Genomic DNA, 20876 nt, shown 5'->3' with positions numbered 1-20876 from the left:
CACTTTGCTTGAGGAACTGCGATGAGCGCTGATCTGATTTTATTCAATGGCCAGTTTCATACCGTAGACCGCACCAAACCGCTGGCCAGTGCCGTGGCCATCACCGACGGCCGCTTCGTCGTCGTCGGTAACGACAACCAGGCCATGGCCCTGCGCGGGCCGAACACGCAAGTGGTCGACATGCACGGCCGCTGCGTCATTCCCGGTCTCAACGACTCGCACTTGCACCTGATCCGTGGCGGTTTGAACTACAACCTCGAACTGCGCTGGGAAGGCGTGCCGTCTCTGGCCGATGCGCTGCGCATGCTCAAGGATCAGGCTGACCGTACGCCGACCCCGCAATGGGTGCGCGTGGTCGGTGGCTGGAACGAATTCCAGTTCGCCGAAAAACGCATGCCGACCCTCGAAGAAATCAATCAGGCCGCGCCGGACACCCCGGTGTTCATCCTGCACCTGTATGACCGCGCCTTGCTCAACCGCGCCGCTTTGCGCGTCGCCGGTTACACCCGCGACACGCCGAACCCGCCGGGTGGCGAGATCGTCCGCGACAGCAATGGCAACCCGACCGGCATGCTCGTTGCGCGGCCTAACGCGATGATTCTCTACTCGACGCTGGCCAAGGGGCCGAAGCTGCCGTTGGAATATCAGGTCAACTCGACCCGCCAGTTCATGCGCGAACTCAATCGCCTCGGCCTGACCAGTGCGATCGATGCCGGCGGCGGTTTCCAGAACTACCCGGACGATTATCAGGTGATCGAACAACTGGCCAAAGACGACCAGTTGACCGTGCGCATCGCCTACAACCTGTTCACCCAGAAGCCGAAAGAAGAGCTGAGCGATTTCCAGAACTGGACCGGCAGCGTCAAGTTGCATCAGGGCGATGACTTCCTGCGTCATAACGGCGCCGGCGAGATGCTGGTGTTCTCGGCAGCGGACTTCGAAGACTTCCTCGAACCGCGCCCCGATCTGCCGCAGACCATGGAAGAAGAGCTGGAGCCGGTGGTGCGCCACTTGGTGGAACAGCGCTGGCCGTTCCGTTTGCACGCGACTTACAACGAATCCATCAGCCGCATGCTCGACGTGTTCGAGAAGGTTAACCGTGACATTCCGTTCAACGGTTTGCCTTGGTTTTTCGACCACGCCGAAACCATCACCCCGCAAAACATCGAGCGGGTGAAAGCGCTGGGCGGCGGCATCGCGATTCAGGATCGCATGGCGTTCCAGGGCGAGTACTTTGTCGATCGTTACGGCAAACAAGCCGCCGAAGCGACGCCACCGATCAAACGCATGCTCGCCGAAGGCGTACCGGTCGGCGCCGGCACCGATGCCACGCGCGTTTCCAGCTACAACCCGTGGACTTCGCTGTACTGGATGGTCAGCGGCCGCACCGTCGGTGGTCTGGCCTTGTACGAAGAAGGTTTGCCGCGCACCACTGCGCTGGAACTGTTCACCCACGGCAGTGCCTGGTTCTCTTCGGAGCAGGGCAAGAAGGGCCAGATCAAGGTCGGGCAACTGGCGGATCTCGCGGCGCTGAGCGCGGACTTCTTCCATGTCGAAGAAGAAGCGATCAAGTGGATCGAATCGGTAATGACCGTGGTCGGCGGCAAGATTGTCTACGCCGCCGGCGACTTCGAAGACCTCGGCCCGCGTTCGATTCCAGTGCTGCCGGACTGGTCGCCGGTGGTGAAGGTCCCGGGCCACTGGCGGCCGAATTCGCCGTTGCAGGCGCAGGTGCACCAATGCAGCGGCCCGTGCGCGGTGCACACCCACAGCCATGAAAAGGCGCGGATGTCGAACGCGCCGGTCAGCGACTTCGCCGGTTTCTGGGGCGCGTTCGGCTGCTCCTGCTTCGCCTTCTGATTTCCCCTGAAGCGCCGGCCATCCGGTCGGCGCTCAACGCTTCATCCATCCGTCCATCAGGAGTTTTCCCATGAGCGTTCCTTACACACGTCTGAACAAAGATGATGCGGTCGTACTGCTGGTCGATCACCAGACCGGTCTGATCTCGCTGGTACAGGATTTCACCCCGAACGAATTCAAGAACAACGTGCTGGCGCTGGGCGACATCGCCAAGTTCTTCAAACTGCCGACCATTCTGACTACCAGTTTTGACGCAGGTCCCAACGGCCCGATCGTGCCTGAATTGCGCGAGCAGTTTCCGGATGCGCCGTTCATTCAGCGCCCGGGGCAGATCAATGCCTGGGATAACGAAGATTTCGTTAAAGCAATCAAGGCTACCGGGCGCAAGCAACTGATCATTGCGGGTGTGGTGACTGACGTTTGCGTAGCGTTCCCGACCTTGTCGGCCATTGCTGAAGGTTACGAAGTCTTTGTGGTGACCGACTCGTCCGGCACCTTCAACACCACCGTGCAGCAGGCGGCGTGGGCGCGGATGTCGGCGGCGGGTGCCCACCTGCTGAACTGGTTCTCGGTGGCGTGCGAGCTGCAGGGCGACTGGCGCAATGACATGGAAGGTCTGGCGCATCTGCTGTCGGAGCGTCTGCCTAACTATCGCAACCTGATCAACAGCTATACCAAGTTCACTGCCAAGTAATTCGGTGTGAGTTTGAACAGCCCCTCACCCTAGCCCTCTCCCAGAGGGAGAGGGGACTGACCGAGGGGTTCTTTCAAGGTACGCCGACGTGCAATACCGAGCCGAACTTCAGTTTTGAACAGCTTGAAGATCGGCTCCCTTTCCTTTGGAGGTCTTGGGGATAGGGGACTGACCGAGGGGCGGCTTTCGGAATACATCGACCTGGGGAATCGAGTCGAACTCCAGACTTGAAGCAAACGGAGATCGGCTCCCTTTCCCCCTCGCCCCCTTGGGGGAGAGGGTTGGGGTGAGGGGGTAGGCTTTTGATCTTAAAATCTTCGCATCACCGCTTCTGCAACCAACCCAGAAACCCACCTTTCCTCACCGCCACCGGTTTGCCCATCAACGCGAGGCGACTATTCTGCTGCCGCACCGCCTGCAACTTATTCAACGCCCGACCCACCTCTGTGCGCTGTTCCATGCACTGACGGGTGAGGCTCTTGTCGAGACGATAAATGATGCTCGACGTCAACGCCGTGAACGTCGCCTGCGACGGTGTATCGGCCAGAATGCTCTGTTCACCCATGACCTCACTCGGCCCCATCCGCCCGGCCTCGACCTTGCTGTCGCCGTCCGCCACAGTCGCACTGACCACGCCGGTGGCAATCACGAACAGACTGTCCGGCACTTCATCCAGATCCAGCACCACTTGGCCTGCGGTGTATTGCTGCGCAACCATCGATTCCGCCAGACGATCACGTTCTTCGCTGCTCAGCGAGCGGAAGATTTTCACCTCATCCAGCAATGCGCGGGCGCGGGTCGACGGTTCGATCACACCGTCGGGATGGCGCGAAATGCCCGCCGCTTCGAGATGCCGGTGAGCGAGGTCGAACAGTTGATTGCGCACTTCGCTTTTTTTGCCCAGCTCGGCGATGAAGCCGCTGGCGACGTATTCCGACATGGTTTCACCGGCCTCTTTCAACACGGCTTTCGGCGCCGGACTCAACAACAGAGAACTGCTGCCCTGCAAGGTGCGATCAAGCGCATCGAGTACCCGACGCGGGCGGATGTGATTCGGCACCTGAATGCTGATCGACACGCCGTGCATGTTATTCGGACGGCTGAGGTTGACGATCTTCGCCTTGGCCGCCACCGAGTTCGGCACCACCGCCATGGTCCCGGCACTGGTCAGCAGGTGCGTGGCGCGCCAGTCGATGTCGAAGACTTTGCCTTCGACGCCGTCGATTACCACAAAATCATCCACCTGATACGGCTTGGTGGTGTTGAGCACGATCCCGGAAAACACATCGGCCAGGGTGCTTTGCAGCGCCAGACCGACAACGATGGCCACCACGCCCGAAGTCGCCAGCAAACCTTTCACCGGCAACTCCAACACGTAACCGGCAGCGGCGACGGTGGCCACCAGAAACACCAATGCGCCGATCACGTCCTGCAGCAAACGACCGCTGTGGCCGATGCGGCGCATCAACGCCAGGCCGATCACCTCGGTCAGCACTCGCGCAGCGTACAGCCACCAGAGAATCCCCAACGCCGTTGCACCCAACTGCGCCACGCGGTCATCGGTAAATTGTGGTGCTTGCAAAGGACTGACGCCGGCGTTGATCACCAGCGCCGTGAACGCCAGAAACAGCACCAGCCGCACACCGACTCTCGGGGCGCGATGGGTGAAGGGCGAGAAGTGCCAGAGTACGGCGTCGAGCAGCAGCAGGGCGGCGCTCCAGGACAGCAGATGAGTGTAGAAAAGGGTCATGGCCGGTGCTCCGAAGTGTCTGCCAATAAAAAGATTGCAGCCTGCGGCAGCTCCTACAGAAGAACGTATTCCAATGCAGGAGCTGCCGAAGGCTGCGATCTTTTGCTGTTATGGATTCAGGTGAGTTTTCAGCTCAGCCGCCGCCTGACGCACCGCCGCTTTCACCTCAGGAATCTGGCTCAGCGGATTGAGCAAACCGAAGTCATGAATCATCCCGTTGTAGCGCACCGAGGTCACCGCCACGCCGGCCGCATCAAGGTGCCGCGCATAACCTTCGCCTTCATCACGCAGCACGTCGAATTCGGCGGTTTGCACCAGTGCGGCAGGCAGGCCTTTGAGCTGTTCGGCGCTGGCGTTGAGCGGCGAGGCGTGGATCTGCGCACGCTCGGCCGGGTTGGTGGTGTAGTTGTCCCAGAACCACTGCATCATGCCTTTGGTGAGGAAATGGCCCTCGGCGAATTGCTGGTACGAACCGTCGTCGAACTGCGCGTTGGTCACCGGCCACATCAGCAACTGGAAGCGCAGCGCCGGGGCTTTCTGTTCCTTGGCCATCAACGCCACGACTGCCGCCATGTTGCCGCCGACGCTGTTGCCGGCCACCGCCAGGCGCTTGCCGTCGACACCGATATCTTTGCCGTGCTCGGCTACCCATTTCGTCGCGGCGTAGGCCTGGTTGATTGCGGTTGGGTACTGCGCTTCCGGCGACGGCGTGTAATCGACGTACACCGCGACCGCGCCAGAACCCACCACCAGGTCACGAATCAAGCGCTGGTGCGTCGGGTAATCACCGAGTACCCAGCCGCCGCCGTGGAAGAACATGAACACCGGCAACTCGCCTTTGACCTTGGCCGGACGCACCACTTTCAGGTTGATCGTCTGGCCGTCGACCTTGATCGCCTTGTCGCTGACTTCAACACCCGACAGATCCACTTTCACCGAAGCCTGCGCGCCGGTCAGCACTGCACGGGCGTCTTTCGGGCTCAGTTGCTCCAGCGGGCGGCCACCGCCAGCGGCGAGGGCATCGAGGAAGGCCTGAGTGTTGTGTTCCACGCCAGGGCTGCCGGCGGCAAAAGCGCTGCTGACGGAAAGGGCGAGGAGGGACGCGGCGAGGGTTTTCTTGACGATGTTCATGGTGGAAATCCTTTTGAATATTTTTGATTTTTTATGCCTGGGTTGCGGGCTGCTGTGGCGCTGGGCTTCAGGCCTCAGCAACACCGTGAGCACAGATTAATGAGCTGCTTGAAAGTGAAAAAGCGGCTATAAAGCGTTTAACTGTCCACCAGAGAGTGACAATGAACCCGTTCGAAGACATGCGTATTTTTTGCCAGGTCATGGACTCCGGCAGCTTCACCTCAGCGGCCGATCAATTGGGCCTGTCCAAGCAGTTCGTTAGCCGGCGCTTGATGCAACTGGAAGAGCGCCTCGGCGTGCGCTTGTTGAACCGCTCGACCCGGCGCCTGGACGTGACGCCGCTGGGGCAGAGTTACTACGAATCGGCATTGCGCCTGCTCGGTGAAGTCGAACAGATCGAGCAGGGCATCGCCGGGCAAACCGCGGAGCCACGCGGGACGATTCGCCTGAGCGCGCCGCTGTCGTTTGCCGTGGCGCATCTGGGGTGTCTGCTGCCGCTGTTCTTGCAGCGTTATCGCGAGGTCACGGTGGAAGTGGATTTGAGCGATCGCCCGGTGGATTTGCTCGGTGAGGGCTACGATCTGGCGCTGCGCATTGGTGTGCTGGAAGATTCGACCCTGATTGCCCGGCGCATCGCGTCGATCGAACGGGTGTACTGCGCCAGCCCGGCGTATCTGGCCGAACGCGGCACGCCTCTTGATCCGGAAGACCTGCACAACCATGACTGTTTACCGTACGGGCACAGTCGTTCGGTGCAGTGGCGCTTCAACGCAGGGCAGGGCAAACCTGTGTTGGTCAATGTCACCGGGCGCATGCGCGTGAACAACGGCGAGTTGCTCAGGGATGCGGCGGTGCAGGGGATGGGCATTACCTATTTGCCGACGTTCATCGTTGGCGCGGCGCTGAAGGATGGACGGCTGGTGCCGGTGCTGGATGATTTGCGGCCGGAGCCGCTGACGTTGTCGGCGGTGTATCCGCAGCATCGCCAGGCTTCAAGGCCGGTGCAGGCGCTGGTCGAATTTTTGCGCGAACGCCTGAACGAGAGCCACGTCGCCCTCTGAGCTCAGCAGTGGATCTTCCAACCGCTGCAAAACCTATGTGGGAGCGAGCCTGCTCGCGAAAGCGTACTGTCAGTCAAAACATCATTGGCTGACCTACAACATTCGCGAGCAGGCTCGCTCCCACATTTGATAACGGTCGTCTGCGGAATCTGCGCACGCCACAAAACCCTGTGGGAGCGAGCCTGCTCGCGAAAGCGTCCTGTCAGTCAAAACATCATTGGCTGACCCTCAGCATTCGCGAGCAGGCTCGCTCCCACAGGTTTTGTGGTGTTTCTAAAAATCAGTTGGCGCGCTTGTCATCGCCCGGCTCGACGCCGACATGCACGCCACGATCATCACCGACTTCGCCCGCGCGGTGGACCCCGTGGTCATCACCGACTTCACCAGCGCGGTGGACGCCATGGTCATCCCCCGCTTCGGCGTGCGTGCCGCTGCGACCGGATGAGCCGCTGTCGCCCGAGTGTCCCGAGCCGTGGTCGCTGCCGCTGTGGCCACTGTTACCGCCGCCACCGCCACCGCCACCGCTGCCGCTGCCGCTGCCGCTATTGCCGCCGCCACCGCTTCCACCACCGCTACCACCGCCATTGCCGCCATGACCACCTCCGCCACTTCCGCCGCCACCGCCACCGCCGCTACCACCACCGCTCCCACCATCCTTGGCATGAGCACTGGACACTCCCGACAAACTGTCCGGAATGAGTACCGTAGACGCTGACAGAACTGCGCCGATGGCCATTGCGAGCACGAGCTTTTTAATGTGCATATCGTTCTCCGTCTTTGTGGTTTTGTTGGGAACGTAAAAGTGCGTTGTTGCCGGGATCGGACCCGTTCCCGGAGTCAGTGAATACTCGACGCCAGTTCGAAAATCGGGATGTACATCAGGATCACGATGACCCCGATCAGCAGGCCGATGAAGGTCATCAGCAGCGGTTCGAACAATTTCACGAACCACTCCAGCCAGCGGCTGATTTCCTCGTCGTAGAAGTCGGCGCTGCGTTCCATCATCTGCCCGAGGTTGCCGGACTGTTCACCGGCGCGCAGCAGGCGCAGGGACACCGGTGTCACCAGGTGATTGAGCTCCAGCGCGGTGGACAATGACTGTCCCTCGCGCACCCGCTCGCAGGCCTGGTCGAGCCGCACACGCGAAGCCACGGTGAGCAAACCGCGCACCATGCCCATGGCGGTCACCAGCGGAATCCCGCCCTGCAGCAAGATTCCCAATGAGCGGTAAAACCGCGCCAGTTCATACATGAAAATCCGTTGATGCACGGCCGGCAGTTTCTCCACCAATCGATCCAGCCCACGGCGAAACGCCGGTTGCTTTTGCAGCACGGCGAGGGCGATGACGATCGCGGCCAGCGCACCGAAGAATTCTGCCTGATGCGCATGCAAAAACATGCCGCTGCTCATCAACACCTGCGACAGCCACGGCAGGTTATTGCCCAGCCCTTCAAACACCAGACTGAAACGCGGCACCACATAACCCATCAAGAACAGCACCACGCCACCGCCGACGATCAGCAACAGCATCGGGTAGATCGACGCGCTGATGATCTTCTGCCGAACCTCGTCCATGCGCTGGCGATAACTGACGTAGCGCCCCAGCGCATCGCCGACCGCGCCGGTCTTTTCGCTGGACTGCACCAACGCCACGTACAACGGTGGGAACACCGCCGACAACTGGCCTAACGCTTGCGAGAAGGATTTGCCCTCGTACAGCAGGCGTACCAGCTCACTCAAGGTTTTCCGGGCGGCGGGGGCGGTTTCTTTTTCGGCGAGGCTTTCCAGCGCATCGATCAGCGGCAGGCCGGCATTGAGCAGCGTGGTCAGTTCCTGGCTGAACAACACCAGATTGAAGGTCTCGCGCTGGCGCAGTTTCAGCGAACGCCAATGTTTGTCGGCGTGCGAACTGAGCACACGCAAACCCTGATCCTCGGCGATCCGCCGTGCTTCGCTGTCGCCGGGTGCTTCGACGCTCAAGGACACCACCCCAGCCTTGCCGACCGCTTTCAAATGAAATCGCATGGGCCGCGCTCCGCTCACTGCCAGTTGGTCACTTCGGCGTTTTCACCTTCTCCGCCGGGCTGGCCGTCCTTGCCCATCGACAGCAAGTCGTACTCGCTGTTTTCGCCGGGATAACGGTAGGCGTAGTTACGCCCCCACGGATCTTGCGGCAGTTTTTTCTGCAAGTACGGGCCGGTCCATTTCGCCTCGTCACTCGGTGCGGTGACCAGAGCCTGCAAGCCCTGTTCGGTGGACGGGTAGTGGCCGACTTCCAGTCGATAGATATCCAGAGCTTTGCTCAGCCCTTCGATCTGCGCCTTGGCCACTTTCACTTCGGAGCGACCGAGTTGGGCGAAGTATTTCGGCGCGACGATCCCGGCCAGCAGGCCGAGCACCACCAGCACCACGAGCAATTCGAGCAGGGTAAAGCCGCGTTGGCCACGCGGACGAAATTGCAGCTTCATGATGACCTCCCGTGAGTGGCAGCCGTGTCGCCAGAACGGCTTATGCAATTGCCATGCTCAGCCCCCACTGAAAATCACCTGATTGGCTGAAACCCTTGAAAACCGGGCGCTTAAAGAGTCGGCACGGTGCTTGCGTATGGCTCAAACGTGATCGGCCATTGGGGCATTTCCCCCAATTTATCGGGGTCGATCCGGGGAGGCCCGACATGAAATTCCTTGCCAGCGGATTGCTCGGTTGTGTGCTGCTCAGCAGCGCCGCGCAGGCCGATGTGTTCATTTCGGTGGACGCCAAGGGCAGCTATGTACTGTCCAACGTTCACCGGCCCGGACGCACCTACGAACGGGTGATCCACGAGGCTGAAATGCCTGTGGCCAGCCTCGATCAGCAGCCACAAATGATCGCCAACCAGCCCTACGCGGAACTGGTTTCGGCAGCCGCCAAAGTCAATCAATTGCCCGAAGCGCTGTTGCATGCGGTGATCAACGCCGAATCCCGTTACAACCCCGGCGCCACCTCGCCCAAAGGTGCGGGCGGACTGATGCAGTTGATGCCCGACACCGCACGCGAGCTGGGCGTGACCGACGTCTACGACCCCAAGGCCAACATCCAGGGCGGGGCCAAATACCTCAAGCGCCTGATGACCCTGTTCGACAACGACATCGCCCTCGCCTTAGCGGCTTACAACGCAGGTCCCGACGCGGTGCTCAGCCGTGGCCGGGTGATTCCGCCGTTCGCCGAAACCCAGCGTTATGTGCCGAACGTGTTGCGTCAGTACCGACGTCTGCAGGGCCTGGCGATGGATGCGCCGTTGTGACCCCAACCCGGTTTCCCCACTTTCGGGGCAAACCGGATACACCCGAAAAGTGGGGAAAAGGGGTGGGGAATATCCCCCGGATTCTCAAGTGGTCGCGGTAACTGATTGAACGGTAATGAGATTTTTTGTGGCACGCGGATTGCTCCTAGGCATTTGTCGAGAAGTGTTCCCAAGAGCACCTACTACGAGGTTACTGATCATGGCTGGCTTTCCTCACGCTCCGTCCCTGATTAACTGGCTGCTGATTCTGGCCTCGATGCTCAGCGTCGAGCTGGCCGGCGCGGCCGTACGTTGCGAGCGCAACCTGGTGGCCAACGTCGTCGCCTTCGATCAACCGCTGATGTTCAATCGCCTCGGCGCGCAGAACATCAACGGCATGATGTTCGCCCTGCGCCGCGATGTGGTCGATGAACATGAGCAGTCGCTGGCTTACGGCGGCGCCGCCGTGCCGGGCAAAGTCTCGCTGCGACCCGACAAGCGTCCACGGCCGTTGGTGCTGCGCGTGGCGGCGGGTGATTGCTTGACGATCAATCTGCAGAACCTGCTCGACTATCAGGCCAACCCGAACAAGCACTTTGAAAACGAGGGCGAAGAGGAGGGGGCGGAGAACACCAACGGCGCCGAAGACTTCAAAGTCGATGAGCAGGTGGCGGATCGTCATGTCGGTTTCCAGGTCAACGGCCTGCAAGCGGTGAACAGCATCGATGACATTTCTTCGTTCACCGGGCGTAACGCCAACACCCTGGTGCCACCGGGCGCGAGCCGTTCCTACACCTTGTTTGCCGAACGTGAAGGCGCGTTTGCCGTCAGCAGCCGTGGCGCGACGTTTGGCGGCGAAGGCGCGGCGGGTAACGTCGCCAATGGCTTGTTCGGCCAGGTTGTCGTCCTGCCCAAGGGCGGTCGCACCTATCGCAACACCCTCACCGAAGAAGAAATGCGCCTGGCCACCACGGGTCGCGCACCCACCGGCCAACCGATCGTCGATTACCAGGCGCGCTACCCGCAGCGCGAACCGTGGTTGCGTGAAGGCAAGGCCGGCACGCCGATCATCGGCATGGTCGACGGCAATGAAATCATTTCCAGCGAGAGCGATGCGATTGTCATGGGCAGCAACGCCGATGGCAGCTTCCCGTCCAGCACCTATCCGCTGGAATCGGTCGGCAAACGCAACCCGGCGATCCCCAACCGCCTCGACGCGTTCCGTGATTTCGCCTCGCAATTCCAGGACGAAACTGCCGCCACCCAAGCGTTCCCTGCGTATTGGGCCGACCCGGTGATGGCCCATGTGCTGGAGCCGACCCGCGACTCGTTCATGATCAACTACGGCTCCGGCGGCATGGGCGCCGAAGTGGTCGCCAACCGCTTGGGCGTGGGGCCGATGCACGACTGCCTGTCGTGTGCCTATGAAGAGTTTTTCCTCAGTTCCCACACCGTTGGCGATGTAGCGATGCTGGTGGATGTGCCGGCCAACACCGGGCTTGAGAACATCGCCCCCGGCCAGATACCGCGCGCCGATCAGATCGGCGTGAAAGCCACCATGGCCCTGTATCCGTCGGAGCCGTCGAACGTCAACCACAGCTACATCGGTGACTTCGTCAAATTCCGCAACACCCACAATGGTCACGAGCAACACATCTTCCACCTGCACGGCCATCAGTGGCTGTTCAACCCCAACGACGACAATTCCGATTACGTCGACGCCCAGGGCATCGGCCCGGGCGCCGGTTATACCTATGAAATCGCCAACGGTGGTTCGGGCAACCGCAACCGCGTGGCCGGCGATGCGATCTATCACTGCCATTTCTATCCGCACTTTGCCCAGGGCATGTGGGCCATGTGGCGGGTGCACGATGTCTTTGAAGAAGGCACTCGACTTGATGTTTCGCAGCAGGGCGCCGACGGCTATCACAGCGAACCGTTTGCCTTGCGCAGCGGTAAACCGGCGGCCGGCGCGCGGGCCTTGCCTGACGGCGAGATCGTTGCCGGCACACCCATTCCGGCGATTGTGCCGCTGCCGGGCAAAGCCATGGCGCCAATGCCGGGCAAAGTCGTGGTGGTGCCGAAAATCGGTGAAACCCTGATCGCCGGCAATGATGACGACGATGACGAAGAAGAGGGCGATGATGACGGCGAGCACCATGGTGGCAATGCCGGTGGTCAAGCCATCGGCTCACTGGCGCTGGTCGATCGCAGCGAAGCCAACCGCAATGCCGACGGCAGCCTGAAAAACCCTGGCTACCCATTCTGGATCGGTGGCATGGAAAGTTCGGTCGGCCAGCGTCCGCCAACTCCGCCGCTGGACATGCTCGACGCTGCCACGGCGCAATCGCTCAAGGCCAGCGGCAAAGCGCTGTGGGCCAACCTTGACCCGGCGCAATCCGGTGGTTGGGATGGCGGCTTGCAGCGGCATGCACTGGATGGCGTCGCGGCCGGTGGCGAAGCGCACACCGTGACCACCTCGCTGGACTTCTCCAAGGAAGTCACCCGCGCCAAACCGATTTATCTGCCGGAAGAAGGCACCGAAGTCGAACAGGCGGCGATGGCCTTCCACGCGAAAAAAGATCATCCAAGCTATGCCTTGCTGCCCGGCAATCAAGTGGTGGCCAAGGCGTTTCGCACCAACGGTGCCTTGCCGATGGCCGGTGCGCCGTACTACGAACCGTGCATGGACGACCGGCAAAAACGCCTGACCGCCAGCGCCGGTAGCGGTGAGTTTGCCAGCGGTGAACGCATCGACGGCATGTCCTTCGTCGGCGCCTCGAGCTTCACCGCCGACCGCCCACGCATCTACAAAGCCGCCAACATCCAGTTCGACGCGGTGTACAACAAGGTCGGTTACCACTTCCCGCAGGCGCGCATTCTGGCGCTGTGGGAAGACGCCTGGCCGGTGATCACCAAGCAGCGTCCGCCTGAGCCGCTGGTGATGCGCATGAACACTTTCGATTGCGTGCAGTACCAGCAAACCAACCTGGTGCCGGCCACCTATGAGATGGACGACTATCAGGTGCGCACGCCGACCGATGTGATCGGCCAGCACATTCACTTGCCGAAGTGGGACCTGACCTCGGCGGACGGCTCCTCCAACGGCTGGAACTACGAGGACGGCGTGCTCTCGCCGGGCGCGGTGCAGGAGCGCATTCACGCGATTCGCGAGTTCAACCAGTGCGCAGGCACTGACCCGCGCGACGGCACTCAGGCCTGCCCGAGAGCCAAGAACCATCCATTCTTCGGCCAATACGGCCGCCCCGATTGGCTCGGTGCGCGCACGGCGATGCAGCGCTGGTTCGTCGATCCGGTGGTCAACGCCAAAGGCGTCGATCGCGGCCTCGGCACCATCTTCACCCACGACCACTTAGGCCCATCGACGCACCAACAGATCGGTTTGTACGCGACTGTGCTCGCCGAGCCGGCCGGTTCCACCTGGTTCCACGCCGAAACCGGCGAGCCTCTCTATAGCGGCGCGCGTCAGGATGGCGGCCCGACCTCGTGGCAAGCGGTGATCAACACCGGCGACCTCGATGGCGACGGCAAGAACGACAGCTTCCGCGAGTTTTTCCTCGAATACAGCGACTTCCAGCACGCCTATGAAGCCGGCGTCTACGTCGGTGCCGGCCCCAACGGTGTGCCGAACGCGCAGGCGTTCCCGGCCACCGCCGACAGCTTCCGCTACGCGATCAATCCGCCAGTGCGCAACAACGCCAGCAACCTGCTTGAAGGCGTACTGGAAGTGCAGGGCGGTCAAGTGCCGGGCTGCCCGAGCCGGCCATGTCCGCAGGCGATCTCGGTGGATGATCCGGGCATGTTCGTCGTCAACTATCGCAACGAACCGCTGGCTCTGCGCGTGTACGACCCGAACAAGGTCGGCCCGGACGGCAAGCGCGGCATGCAGGCCGACGGCCTCGGTGGTGATCTGTCGTTCGCCATGCAAAGCCGTACCGACCGGGCGATCCCGGCGATGAACCTGGCGCCGAATCTGCTCACCTCAGCGACCGGCCCCACCGGCGGCACCACGCTGTTCCCGCCGCACATTAACAAGGGCGGCGCCGAACCGGGCGATCCGTTCACGCCGATGCTGCGCACCTATACCGGCGACAACGTGCGGCTGCGGGTGCATGCCGGCGGCCATGAAGAAGAGCACAACGTCACCCTGCACGGCGTGAAATGGCTGCAGAGCGGTTCCGGTTTCGGCAACAGCTCCAACTCCGGCTGGCGTGCGTCGCAGATGATCGGCATCTCCGAGCAGATGGGCTTCATTGCGCCGGTGTCGATGCTCTCCAGTTCGGCGGCGACCACGGGCGACTATCTGTACTCGATGGACGCCTCGATCGAAGGCTACTGGAGCGGTATCTGGGGCGTGATGCGCAACTACACAGCCAAACGCGCCGACCTGTTCGCTATCCCTAATAATCCAAGCCCGGCGGGCATGCGCAACACTGTGGCGTTCGAGGGCAGTTGCCCGCGCTATGGCGCCAACCCTAACGGCATTGGCACCCGGCCAACCGTGCAGCGCAACTATGAAGTGGTCGCGGCGCTGGCCAACGACATTCTCGGCAATACGCTGGGCCTGACCATCGGCGATCCCGAAGGGCTTGGTCAACATGTCGGCGGGCCGCTGAATCCAGCGGGCGGCACCCTGGTGCTGAACTCGCGCACGGTGAGCATTCCACAAGTCACCGTGACCGATCCGGAGGATGGCGAAACCATCACCATCGGCGGCCAGAGCGGGCCGTTGCATGACCCGACCGCGATCCTGTATGTGCGTAAATCCGATCTCGATCCGGTCAGTGGCAAGCTCAAACCCGGCATCCCGGTCGAACCATTGGTGCTGCGTGCAGCGGCAGGGGACTGCATCAACATCACTCTGGAAAACCGTCTGCCGAGCGTGATGCCTGACCTGACCCAGACTGCCGTGATGCAGGGCATGGTCAAGCGTGATCGCAACAGCGGTCTGGGCTCGACCACCTTCAGCAACAACCTGATGCGGCCGTCCAGCCACGTCGGTCTGCACGCGCAGTTGCTGGCGTATGACATCACCAAATCCGACGGCGCCAACGTCGGCGCCAACCCGATCCAGACCGTGCCACCGCGCGTCGGCAGCAGCGGCGCGTACCCGACCCGTACTTATCAGTACTACGCCGGGCACCTGGAGCGTGAAGGCAAACCGGTGACTCAACTGGGGCGCAGCGTCGACAACATCAACGCCACGGCGGTGGAGTTCGGCGGCTTGAACATCACCCCGGCGGACGTGATCAAGCAACCGCAAAAAGGCCTCGGTGGGGCGATGAGCATTCTGCCGATCGGCGCGACTTGGGTTGACGATGCACGCAAGGTCAACGCCACGGTCACTGCGCCTGGGCAGACCAGCTACCGCGACTTCGCGATGGTCTGGCACAAGGCGTTGAACACCCGTTGGGCCAATGGCCGGCCGGTGGAAGGGATTGCCGCCGAAGGCTTCGGCGTGCCGACCGATCCGCAGGACAACTCGAGCATGGCGATCAACTACAAGACCGAACCGCTGTGGTATCGCTTCGGCCTCGCCCCGGATGCACCGTTCGGGCATGCCGACGGCGCGGGTTACGGCGACATGGTCAACGCGCACATGGCTTACAGCAATGCACTGGTCGGCGGTGATCCGCAGACGCCTGTGCTGTATGCCAAACCGGGGCAGCCGTTGCGTACGCATATTCTGATGCCGAGCGGTGGCAGTCGCGGCACCACGTTCCAGCTCGACGGGCACGTCTGGTCGGTGAACCCGTTCCAGGCCGAGAAGAGCGACACCGGGGGTTATCCGATGGGCACGCCGGGCGTAGGTTCGGTGCGCTTCGGCTACAACCCGATGTCGATGTACATCGGCGCCCACGAAAGCATCCTGCCGGCCGCGCACTTCAGCTTCATGATTCCGAGTGCTGGCGGCAGTAATGCGATCCCGGGGGATTACCTGTTCCGCGACTACGCCGCCTATGGCAACACCTCCGGGTTATGGGGACTGCTGCGGGTGACCAACGAACCGGAACCGGCGCCACCAAGCCAGTAGGTACAACGGTAATGCCCCGGCGGATGAAAATCCCTGTGGGAGCGAGCCTGCTCGCGAAGAGGGCGGCACATGCAACAGGTGTGTTGGCTGACAGACCGCTTTCGCGAGCAAGCTCGCTCCCACAGGGGGCAGTGGTTGGTAGTGAGGAAGTGGATGTACGCAAATCCCTTGTGGGAGCGAGCTTGCTCGCGAATGGGGGCAACTCGGTTTGTGAGGGTGAGGCTGAAGACGCTTTCGCGAGCAGGCTCGCTCCCACATGGGGGGCGGTGTTTTGCCAGGTGAAGAGGTAGGGGAGTTCGAGATGAACAGGATCATCAACATCATCGGTATTTGCTCGCTGGCCGTGGCCGGGGCGTTGCTGACGCTGAGTGAGATTGCGCTGGCCGGTGGCGGGCAAACTTTGGCGCGTGACGGTGTGGCGGTGGACTTCAACCTCAAGCCGCTGGCCGCCGACGGCAAGCTGCGCGAAGGCGAATTCGCCGATGTGCAGTTCCGCGTCACCGACAGCGCTTCCGGCCAGCCGTTGTCCGGGGTAGCACCTGGCGCCTGGGTCGATCCGCAAACCCTCGCCGCCGATCAAGCCCAGGGCCGCGACAAGAGCTGCAAAGCCCGGGTCGGGGTGTTCCTCAAGTCCAACATTGGCGCGCGGCCATTGTTGGATCTGAACAGCTATTTCCTGCTGGTGATGAACCGCGACGCCAGCATCGCCGTGGTCGATCCGTCGGTATCGGTCGGCGGCATCACCAGCACCCTCGCGCGGATCGAACTCAAGCAACCGCCGATGGACTGGGTCACCCCCAAAGACAACAAACGCGTATTCGTCTCGATGCCGACAGCGGGCGAAGTGGCCGTCATCGACAGCGAACAATTCAAGGTTCTCGATTCGATCAAGGCCGGCAGCCAACCAGTGCGCGTGGCGCTGCAACCCGATGAACGTCTGCTGTGGGTCGGCAACAACGCGAGCAAAGCCGAAGACTCCGGCGTGACGGTGGTCGACACGCAAAGCCTCAAATCCCTCAAACATCTACAGACCGGTCGCGGCCACCACGAAATCAGCTTCAGCAAGGACAGCCGTTTTGCCTTCGTCAGCAACCGCGACGACGGCACCGTCAGCGTTATCGACATCGCCAGCCTGAACATCGTCCAGCAGATCAAAACCGGCTCCCATCCGTTATCCGTCGCTTACTCGCCATTGTCCGGCGCGGTCTACGTGGCCGACGGCAAGGACGGCACCGTCACCGTGATCGACGCCAGCACCCACGCGATCCGCCGGGTGATCAAACTGCAACAAGGCCTCGGCCCCATGGGCTTCAGCGCCGACGGCCGCTTCGGTGTAGTGCTCAACACCGTGGAAAACCGCGCCAGCATCATCGACGCCGCCACCAACAGCGCCATCCATGATCTGGACGTCAGCGCCGAACCCTACCAAGTGGTGTTTACCCAGGCCTACGCCTACATCCGTGGACTCGCTTCACCGAAAGTCACCATGATCAACCTGTCCTCCCTCGGCGAAGGTCGCCAGCCGATCAGCCAGGGTTTCGAAGCCGGCCCGCAAGCGCCGCGTCTGGCCGGTGATTTGCCGCTGGCCTCAAGCCTGGCGGTGTCGCGTGACGACAACGCGATGTTCGTGGTCAACCCGGTGGACAACACCACCTACTTCTACGCCGAAGGCATGAACGCGCCGATGTCTGGCTACCCCAACCGTGGCCAGATCGCCCGCGCCGCCATGGTCATCGACCGCAGCCTGCGCGAAGTCTCGCCGGGCCTCTACAGCGCGCGGGTGAAGTTGCCGGCGGCGGGGCGCTTCGATGTGGCATTCCTGCTTAACCAGCCGAACATCATTCACTGCTTTACCGCGCAGATTGATCCTGACGGCAAACCGCAAAAACACCTCGGCCAGCCGAAAGTCGAGTTCCTCCTCGACAAGACTGCTGTGGCGCTCAACGACCCCTACGTCGTGCGCTTCCGCATCGTGCAAGGCAAAGACAAAACACAGCGCAGCGGCGTCAAGGACGTGCAACTGCGCTACTACCTCGCGCCCACCTCGCACCCCCGCGAAGTGGCGGCGCTGGAAGTCGCCGACGGCGTGTACGAGGCGCCAATCACCCTCGACCGCAGCGGCGCCTGGTACCTGCATGTGCGCGCGGCCTCGCTGGGCGCCGGTTTCGATGACAAGACCTTTGCCAGTGTTCGGGTCACCCCCGGCCAGGCCCGTTGAAGAGGAGTTTCGACATGAACCGATTTGCATCCAGTGGCCTGCTGACCCTGTGCCTGTTGAGCTTTGGCATTCAACAAGTCCACGCTCATTCGGCCGACGAACACGCCGGACACAAAGCCCCGGCCAGCAGCACTCAAGAACACGCCCAGGTGAAATTCGCCAACGTGCCGCTGCTTGATCAAAACGGTAAAACCGTGCGCCTCGAACAAGACCTGGTGCAGGGCAAAATCGTCGTCATGAGCTTTATCTACACCAGTTGCACCACGGTGTGCCCGGTGGTTTCGTCGATCATGGGCAAGGTGCAGAAGCAGCTTGGCGCGCGGGTCGGCGAAGAAGTGCAGTTGGTCTCAATCAGCATCGACCCACAGCGCGACGACCCGAAACGCCTGCAGGATTATGCGCGCACCTTCCAGCGCGGGCCGGGCTGGAGCTGGTTGACCGGCTCGCCGCAGTCGATCAATGAAACCCTCAAGGGTCTCGGCAGCTTCAGCGGCGACCTGAAGAGTCATCAACCGCTGATCCTCGTCGGCGACGGCGACAGCCGCCACTGGATGCGCTACTACGGCTTCACTGATCCGGCGCTGCTGGCCAAGGAAGTGGAAAAACTCAGCGGCCTGCGCACCCACGCCAAACACACCGCCATCGCCATGGAGCAACAGCCATGAGACTGCTCGACTGGATCTCCCTGACCGTGTGCTTCTGGATTCTCGGTAACGTCGCGTTCGCTCACGAAGGCCACGTCTCTGAGCCGCCAGCCGCTGTGGCTGCCGCGCCGGCTAAAGGCACCCACGATGCGAAAACCTGGTTCACCGACACGCCGTTGCAGGATCAGAACGGCGAAACCCTGCGCTTCTACAGCGACGCACTGCAAAACCGCATAGTGCTGCTCAACGTGATTTTCACCAGCTGCAACGATGCCTGCCCACTGATCACCCAAAAGCTCAAAGAGGTGCGCGAACTGTTGGGTGACAAGGCGCCGGACATCACCTTTATTTCCCTTACCAGTGACCCGCTGCGCGACACGCCAGCGGTGCTCAAGGCTTACACCTTGAAGCAGGGTTCCGATGACCCTCATTGGCTTTTTCTTACCGGCGACAAGGCGCAGATGGATCTGGTACTGAGCCGCATCGGCCAGATCGTGCCGACGCCCGAACAGCACTCCACGCAGTTGATCGTGGGCGATGTCGCCAATAAACGCTGGAGCAAAATTCGTCCCGACGCCCCGGCCGCCGCCATTGCCCAGCGCTTGCAGTTGCTGACAATGCCCGTGGCTGGCCGTTGAGTCCGCGCCATGAACCTGCGCGGCGTAATCGTCCTGATCCTGCTCGCTGGCGTCAGCCTTGGCGCGAGCGCTGCGCCGCTGACTGCAGAGGAAGCGGCAGGCAAACGCCTGTACCGCCAAGGCCTGTCAGCCAGCGGCGAAGCGATCATGGCGCGGGTTGGCGCGGCGGATATGTTGCTGCCGGCAACCAGTCTGCCGTGCGCCAATTGCCACGGCACCGATGGCCTCGGGCGACCCGAAGGCGGAGTGCGTCCGCCGCCGCTGAACTGGTCGCGGCTGACCAGCACCTACGGCCAGCGACAGGTCAATGGGCGCAGCTATCCGGCCTACAGCGAAAGCACGCTGGCCACGGCCGTCGAGCAGGGTCGCGACCCCGGCCACAATCGTCTCGACCCGAGCATGCCGCGCTTTCTGCTGTCGATGAAGGATCAGCGCAACCTCACCGCCTATCTCAAACGCCTCGCCGATGAACGTGACCCCGGCCTCGATGCCGAGACCTTGCACCTGGGCACCTTGCTGCCCAGCCATGGGCCGCTAGCGGAGGAGGGCATGACCGTCGCCGCTGTGCTCAAGGGTAGCGTCGCGCGGATCAATCAGGCCGGTGGCATTCACGGCCGACAGTTGCGGTTGACGGTGATCGATCCCGGCCCGGATCGCGCCAGTGCCGCGCAAGCCTTGCAGCGCTTGATCGAACAGGAGCAGGTTTTCGCCCTGATCGCGCCGCTGGCGCCGGCCCTCGACAGTGAACTGGCGAGTCGACTGGAACAGTCTGGCGTACCGCTGATCGGCGCCTTGTCATTGCTCGGATCGATGCAGGCCAGCCCGCAGATTTTCGAACCGTTGCCCGGCCTGCGTGAGCAACTGATCTCCTTGGCCGACTACGCCACGGCAAGTTTGCGCGTGCTGCAAGGGCCGACACTGATCGCCTATCCCGATGACCCTGCACAAACGCTCGCCGCGCAAAACCTCGGCCGGTACTTGCAGGATCACGGCTGGCAGAACGTCCATCTGCAAGCCTACGACCCAGCAGCGGATGCACTGCCGCTGGGCTCGCGATCAGTGTTTTATCTGGGCAATGGCGGCGGTTTCAGTCGTCTGGCGACGCGCCTGCAAAGCGCCGGGCAAGTGCCTTATCTGTTCGCCGCCTCAAGCCAGGTGGCCGGTGATCTGCTGCAAGTCCCGGACGGCTTCACCCGACGGGTGTTTCTCGCCTATCCGTTCGTGCCCAGCGACTGGACCCAGACCGGGCGCATGGCTCTGACCTTGTTGCGCGAAGGTCAAGGTCTCGGCGCTCAGCACGCGGTGTTACAGGTCGGCGCCTACGCCTCGATGCTGCTGCTCAGCGAAGGCATGAAACAGGCCGGTCGTGACGCCAGCCGGGAAAAACTGGTTACAGCGCTGGAAGGTCTGCACGACTTCGACACCGGCCTGACCCCGCGCCTGAGTTTCGGCCCCGGTCGGCGCCTGGGCTTGAGCGGCGCGCATGTGGTCACCGTGGATTTGCCCGATCAGCGTTTCTATCTGGTCGCCCCATATAAACCGATTGTTGCCAGCCCCTGAACG

14 protein-coding genes are annotated in these 20876 nt (G+C 62.0%); 9 read left to right on the top strand and 5 right to left on the bottom strand.

Annotation, left to right across the window (positions count from 1 at the left end):
- Window positions 1-21 precede the first annotated feature (21 nt).
- Window positions 22-1860: an amidohydrolase gene (locus tag F8N44_RS15030; RefSeq protein WP_016987824.1), complete on the top strand. Its 1839-nt coding sequence runs from the start codon at window positions 22-24 to the stop codon at window positions 1858-1860.
- A 70-nt stretch (window positions 1861-1930) separates the two neighbouring features.
- On the top strand, window positions 1931-2554 hold the full coding sequence (gene ycaC / locus F8N44_RS15025) for an isochorismate family cysteine hydrolase YcaC (RefSeq protein ID WP_007913541.1): 624 nt from the start codon (window positions 1931-1933) through the stop codon (window positions 2552-2554).
- Between the two features lie 322 nt (window positions 2555-2876).
- On the opposite strand, the gene F8N44_RS15020 is transcribed toward ycaC, so the two are convergent.
- Together F8N44_RS15020 and F8N44_RS15015 are read right to left on the bottom strand one after the other, a co-directional pair.
- A complete protein-coding gene (locus F8N44_RS15020; protein WP_150650835.1) occupies window positions 2877-4304 on the bottom strand; it encodes a mechanosensitive ion channel family protein in 1428 nt (475 codons plus the stop codon).
- 108 nt (window positions 4305-4412) lie between these two features.
- Window positions 4413-5435: an alpha/beta hydrolase gene (locus F8N44_RS15015; RefSeq protein ID WP_150650834.1), complete on the bottom strand. Its 1023-nt coding sequence runs from the start codon at window positions 5433-5435 to the stop codon at window positions 4413-4415.
- 161 nt (window positions 5436-5596) lie between these two features.
- Here F8N44_RS15015 and F8N44_RS15010 point away from each other — a divergent pair, with 161 nt between their 5' ends.
- Window positions 5597-6496 (top strand): LysR family transcriptional regulator, encoded by a 900-nt coding sequence (locus tag F8N44_RS15010; RefSeq protein WP_150650833.1) that lies wholly within the window; start codon window positions 5597-5599, stop codon window positions 6494-6496.
- A 280-nt stretch (window positions 6497-6776) separates the two neighbouring features.
- Here the strand turns inward: F8N44_RS15010 and F8N44_RS31325 are convergent, their stop codons facing one another.
- The 3 genes from F8N44_RS31325 to gspG all read right to left on the bottom strand — a co-directional run bounded on the left by F8N44_RS31325 (window position 6777) and on the right by gspG (window position 8964).
- Window positions 6777-7259 (bottom strand): hypothetical protein, encoded by a 483-nt coding sequence (locus tag F8N44_RS31325; RefSeq protein ID WP_191630894.1) that lies wholly within the window; start codon window positions 7257-7259, stop codon window positions 6777-6779.
- Window positions 7260-7333: 74 nt separating this feature from the next.
- Window positions 7334-8521: a type II secretion system F family protein gene (locus F8N44_RS15000; protein WP_150650832.1), complete on the bottom strand. Its 1188-nt coding sequence runs from the start codon at window positions 8519-8521 to the stop codon at window positions 7334-7336.
- A gap of 14 nt (window positions 8522-8535) precedes the next feature.
- Window positions 8536-8964 carry a type II secretion system major pseudopilin GspG gene (gene gspG / locus F8N44_RS14995; protein WP_007913548.1) on the bottom strand — a complete coding sequence of 143 codons (429 nt, stop codon included), beginning with the start codon at window positions 8962-8964 and terminating at the stop codon, window positions 8536-8538.
- Window positions 8965-9170: 206 nt separating this feature from the next.
- Between gspG and F8N44_RS14990 the strand changes: the two genes are divergently transcribed.
- The 6 genes from F8N44_RS14990 to F8N44_RS14960 all read left to right on the top strand — a co-directional run bounded on the left by F8N44_RS14990 (window position 9171) and on the right by F8N44_RS14960 (window position 20873).
- Window positions 9171-9779, top strand: coding sequence for a lytic transglycosylase domain-containing protein (locus tag F8N44_RS14990; protein ID WP_150650831.1), 609 nt, complete (start codon window positions 9171-9173; stop codon window positions 9777-9779).
- A gap of 199 nt (window positions 9780-9978) precedes the next feature.
- Window positions 9979-15813 (top strand): manganese-oxidizing multicopper oxidase MnxG, encoded by a 5835-nt coding sequence (mnxG, locus tag F8N44_RS14985; protein ID WP_150650830.1) that lies wholly within the window; start codon window positions 9979-9981, stop codon window positions 15811-15813.
- Between the two features lie 301 nt (window positions 15814-16114).
- Window positions 16115-18031 (top strand): YncE family protein, encoded by a 1917-nt coding sequence (locus tag F8N44_RS14975; protein WP_150650829.1) that lies wholly within the window; start codon window positions 16115-16117, stop codon window positions 18029-18031.
- 14 nt (window positions 18032-18045) lie between these two features.
- Window positions 18046-18696, top strand: a complete 651-nt coding sequence (locus tag F8N44_RS14970; protein WP_150650828.1) for an SCO family protein — start codon at window positions 18046-18048, stop codon at window positions 18694-18696.
- Window positions 18693-19313: an SCO family protein gene (locus tag F8N44_RS14965; RefSeq protein WP_150650827.1), complete on the top strand. Its 621-nt coding sequence runs from the start codon at window positions 18693-18695 to the stop codon at window positions 19311-19313. The genes F8N44_RS14970 and F8N44_RS14965 overlap by 4 nt, the downstream gene beginning before the upstream one ends.
- Before the next feature lie 9 nt (window positions 19314-19322).
- Complete coding sequence (locus F8N44_RS14960; protein ID WP_150650826.1) at window positions 19323-20873, top strand: ABC transporter substrate-binding protein; 1551 nt, start codon at window positions 19323-19325, stop codon at window positions 20871-20873.
- Window positions 20874-20876 lie beyond the last annotated feature (3 nt).

The sequence above is a fragment of the Pseudomonas fluorescens genome, assembly GCF_902497745.1.
Taxonomy (GTDB): Bacteria; Pseudomonadota; Gammaproteobacteria; order Pseudomonadales; family Pseudomonadaceae; genus Aquipseudomonas; species Aquipseudomonas fluorescens_BM.
This window is presented reverse-complemented; position numbering and strand designations above follow the sequence as displayed.

Coding starts and splice junctions, on each gene's coding strand:
- F8N44_RS15020 (WP_150650835.1), bottom strand. CDS start 4,304: ATGACCCTTTTCTACACTCATCTGCTGTCCTGGAGCGCCGCCCTGCTG.
- F8N44_RS14975 (WP_150650829.1), top strand. CDS start 16,115: ATGAACAGGATCATCAACATCATCGGTATTTGCTCGCTGGCCGTGGCC.
- F8N44_RS14970 (WP_150650828.1), top strand. CDS start 18,046: ATGAACCGATTTGCATCCAGTGGCCTGCTGACCCTGTGCCTGTTGAGC.
- mnxG (WP_150650830.1), top strand. CDS start 9,979: ATGGCTGGCTTTCCTCACGCTCCGTCCCTGATTAACTGGCTGCTGATT.
- F8N44_RS14990 (WP_150650831.1), top strand. CDS start 9,171: ATGAAATTCCTTGCCAGCGGATTGCTCGGTTGTGTGCTGCTCAGCAGC.
- F8N44_RS15030 (WP_016987824.1), top strand. CDS start 22: ATGAGCGCTGATCTGATTTTATTCAATGGCCAGTTTCATACCGTAGAC.
- F8N44_RS15010 (WP_150650833.1), top strand. CDS start 5,597: ATGAACCCGTTCGAAGACATGCGTATTTTTTGCCAGGTCATGGACTCC.
- F8N44_RS14960 (WP_150650826.1), top strand. CDS start 19,323: ATGAACCTGCGCGGCGTAATCGTCCTGATCCTGCTCGCTGGCGTCAGC.
- gspG (WP_007913548.1), bottom strand. CDS start 8,964: ATGAAGCTGCAATTTCGTCCGCGTGGCCAACGCGGCTTTACCCTGCTC.
- ycaC (WP_007913541.1), top strand. CDS start 1,931: ATGAGCGTTCCTTACACACGTCTGAACAAAGATGATGCGGTCGTACTG.
- F8N44_RS15000 (WP_150650832.1), bottom strand. CDS start 8,521: ATGCGATTTCATTTGAAAGCGGTCGGCAAGGCTGGGGTGGTGTCCTTG.
- F8N44_RS31325 (WP_191630894.1), bottom strand. CDS start 7,259: ATGCACATTAAAAAGCTCGTGCTCGCAATGGCCATCGGCGCAGTTCTG.
- F8N44_RS15015 (WP_150650834.1), bottom strand. CDS start 5,435: ATGAACATCGTCAAGAAAACCCTCGCCGCGTCCCTCCTCGCCCTTTCC.
- F8N44_RS14965 (WP_150650827.1), top strand. CDS start 18,693: ATGAGACTGCTCGACTGGATCTCCCTGACCGTGTGCTTCTGGATTCTC.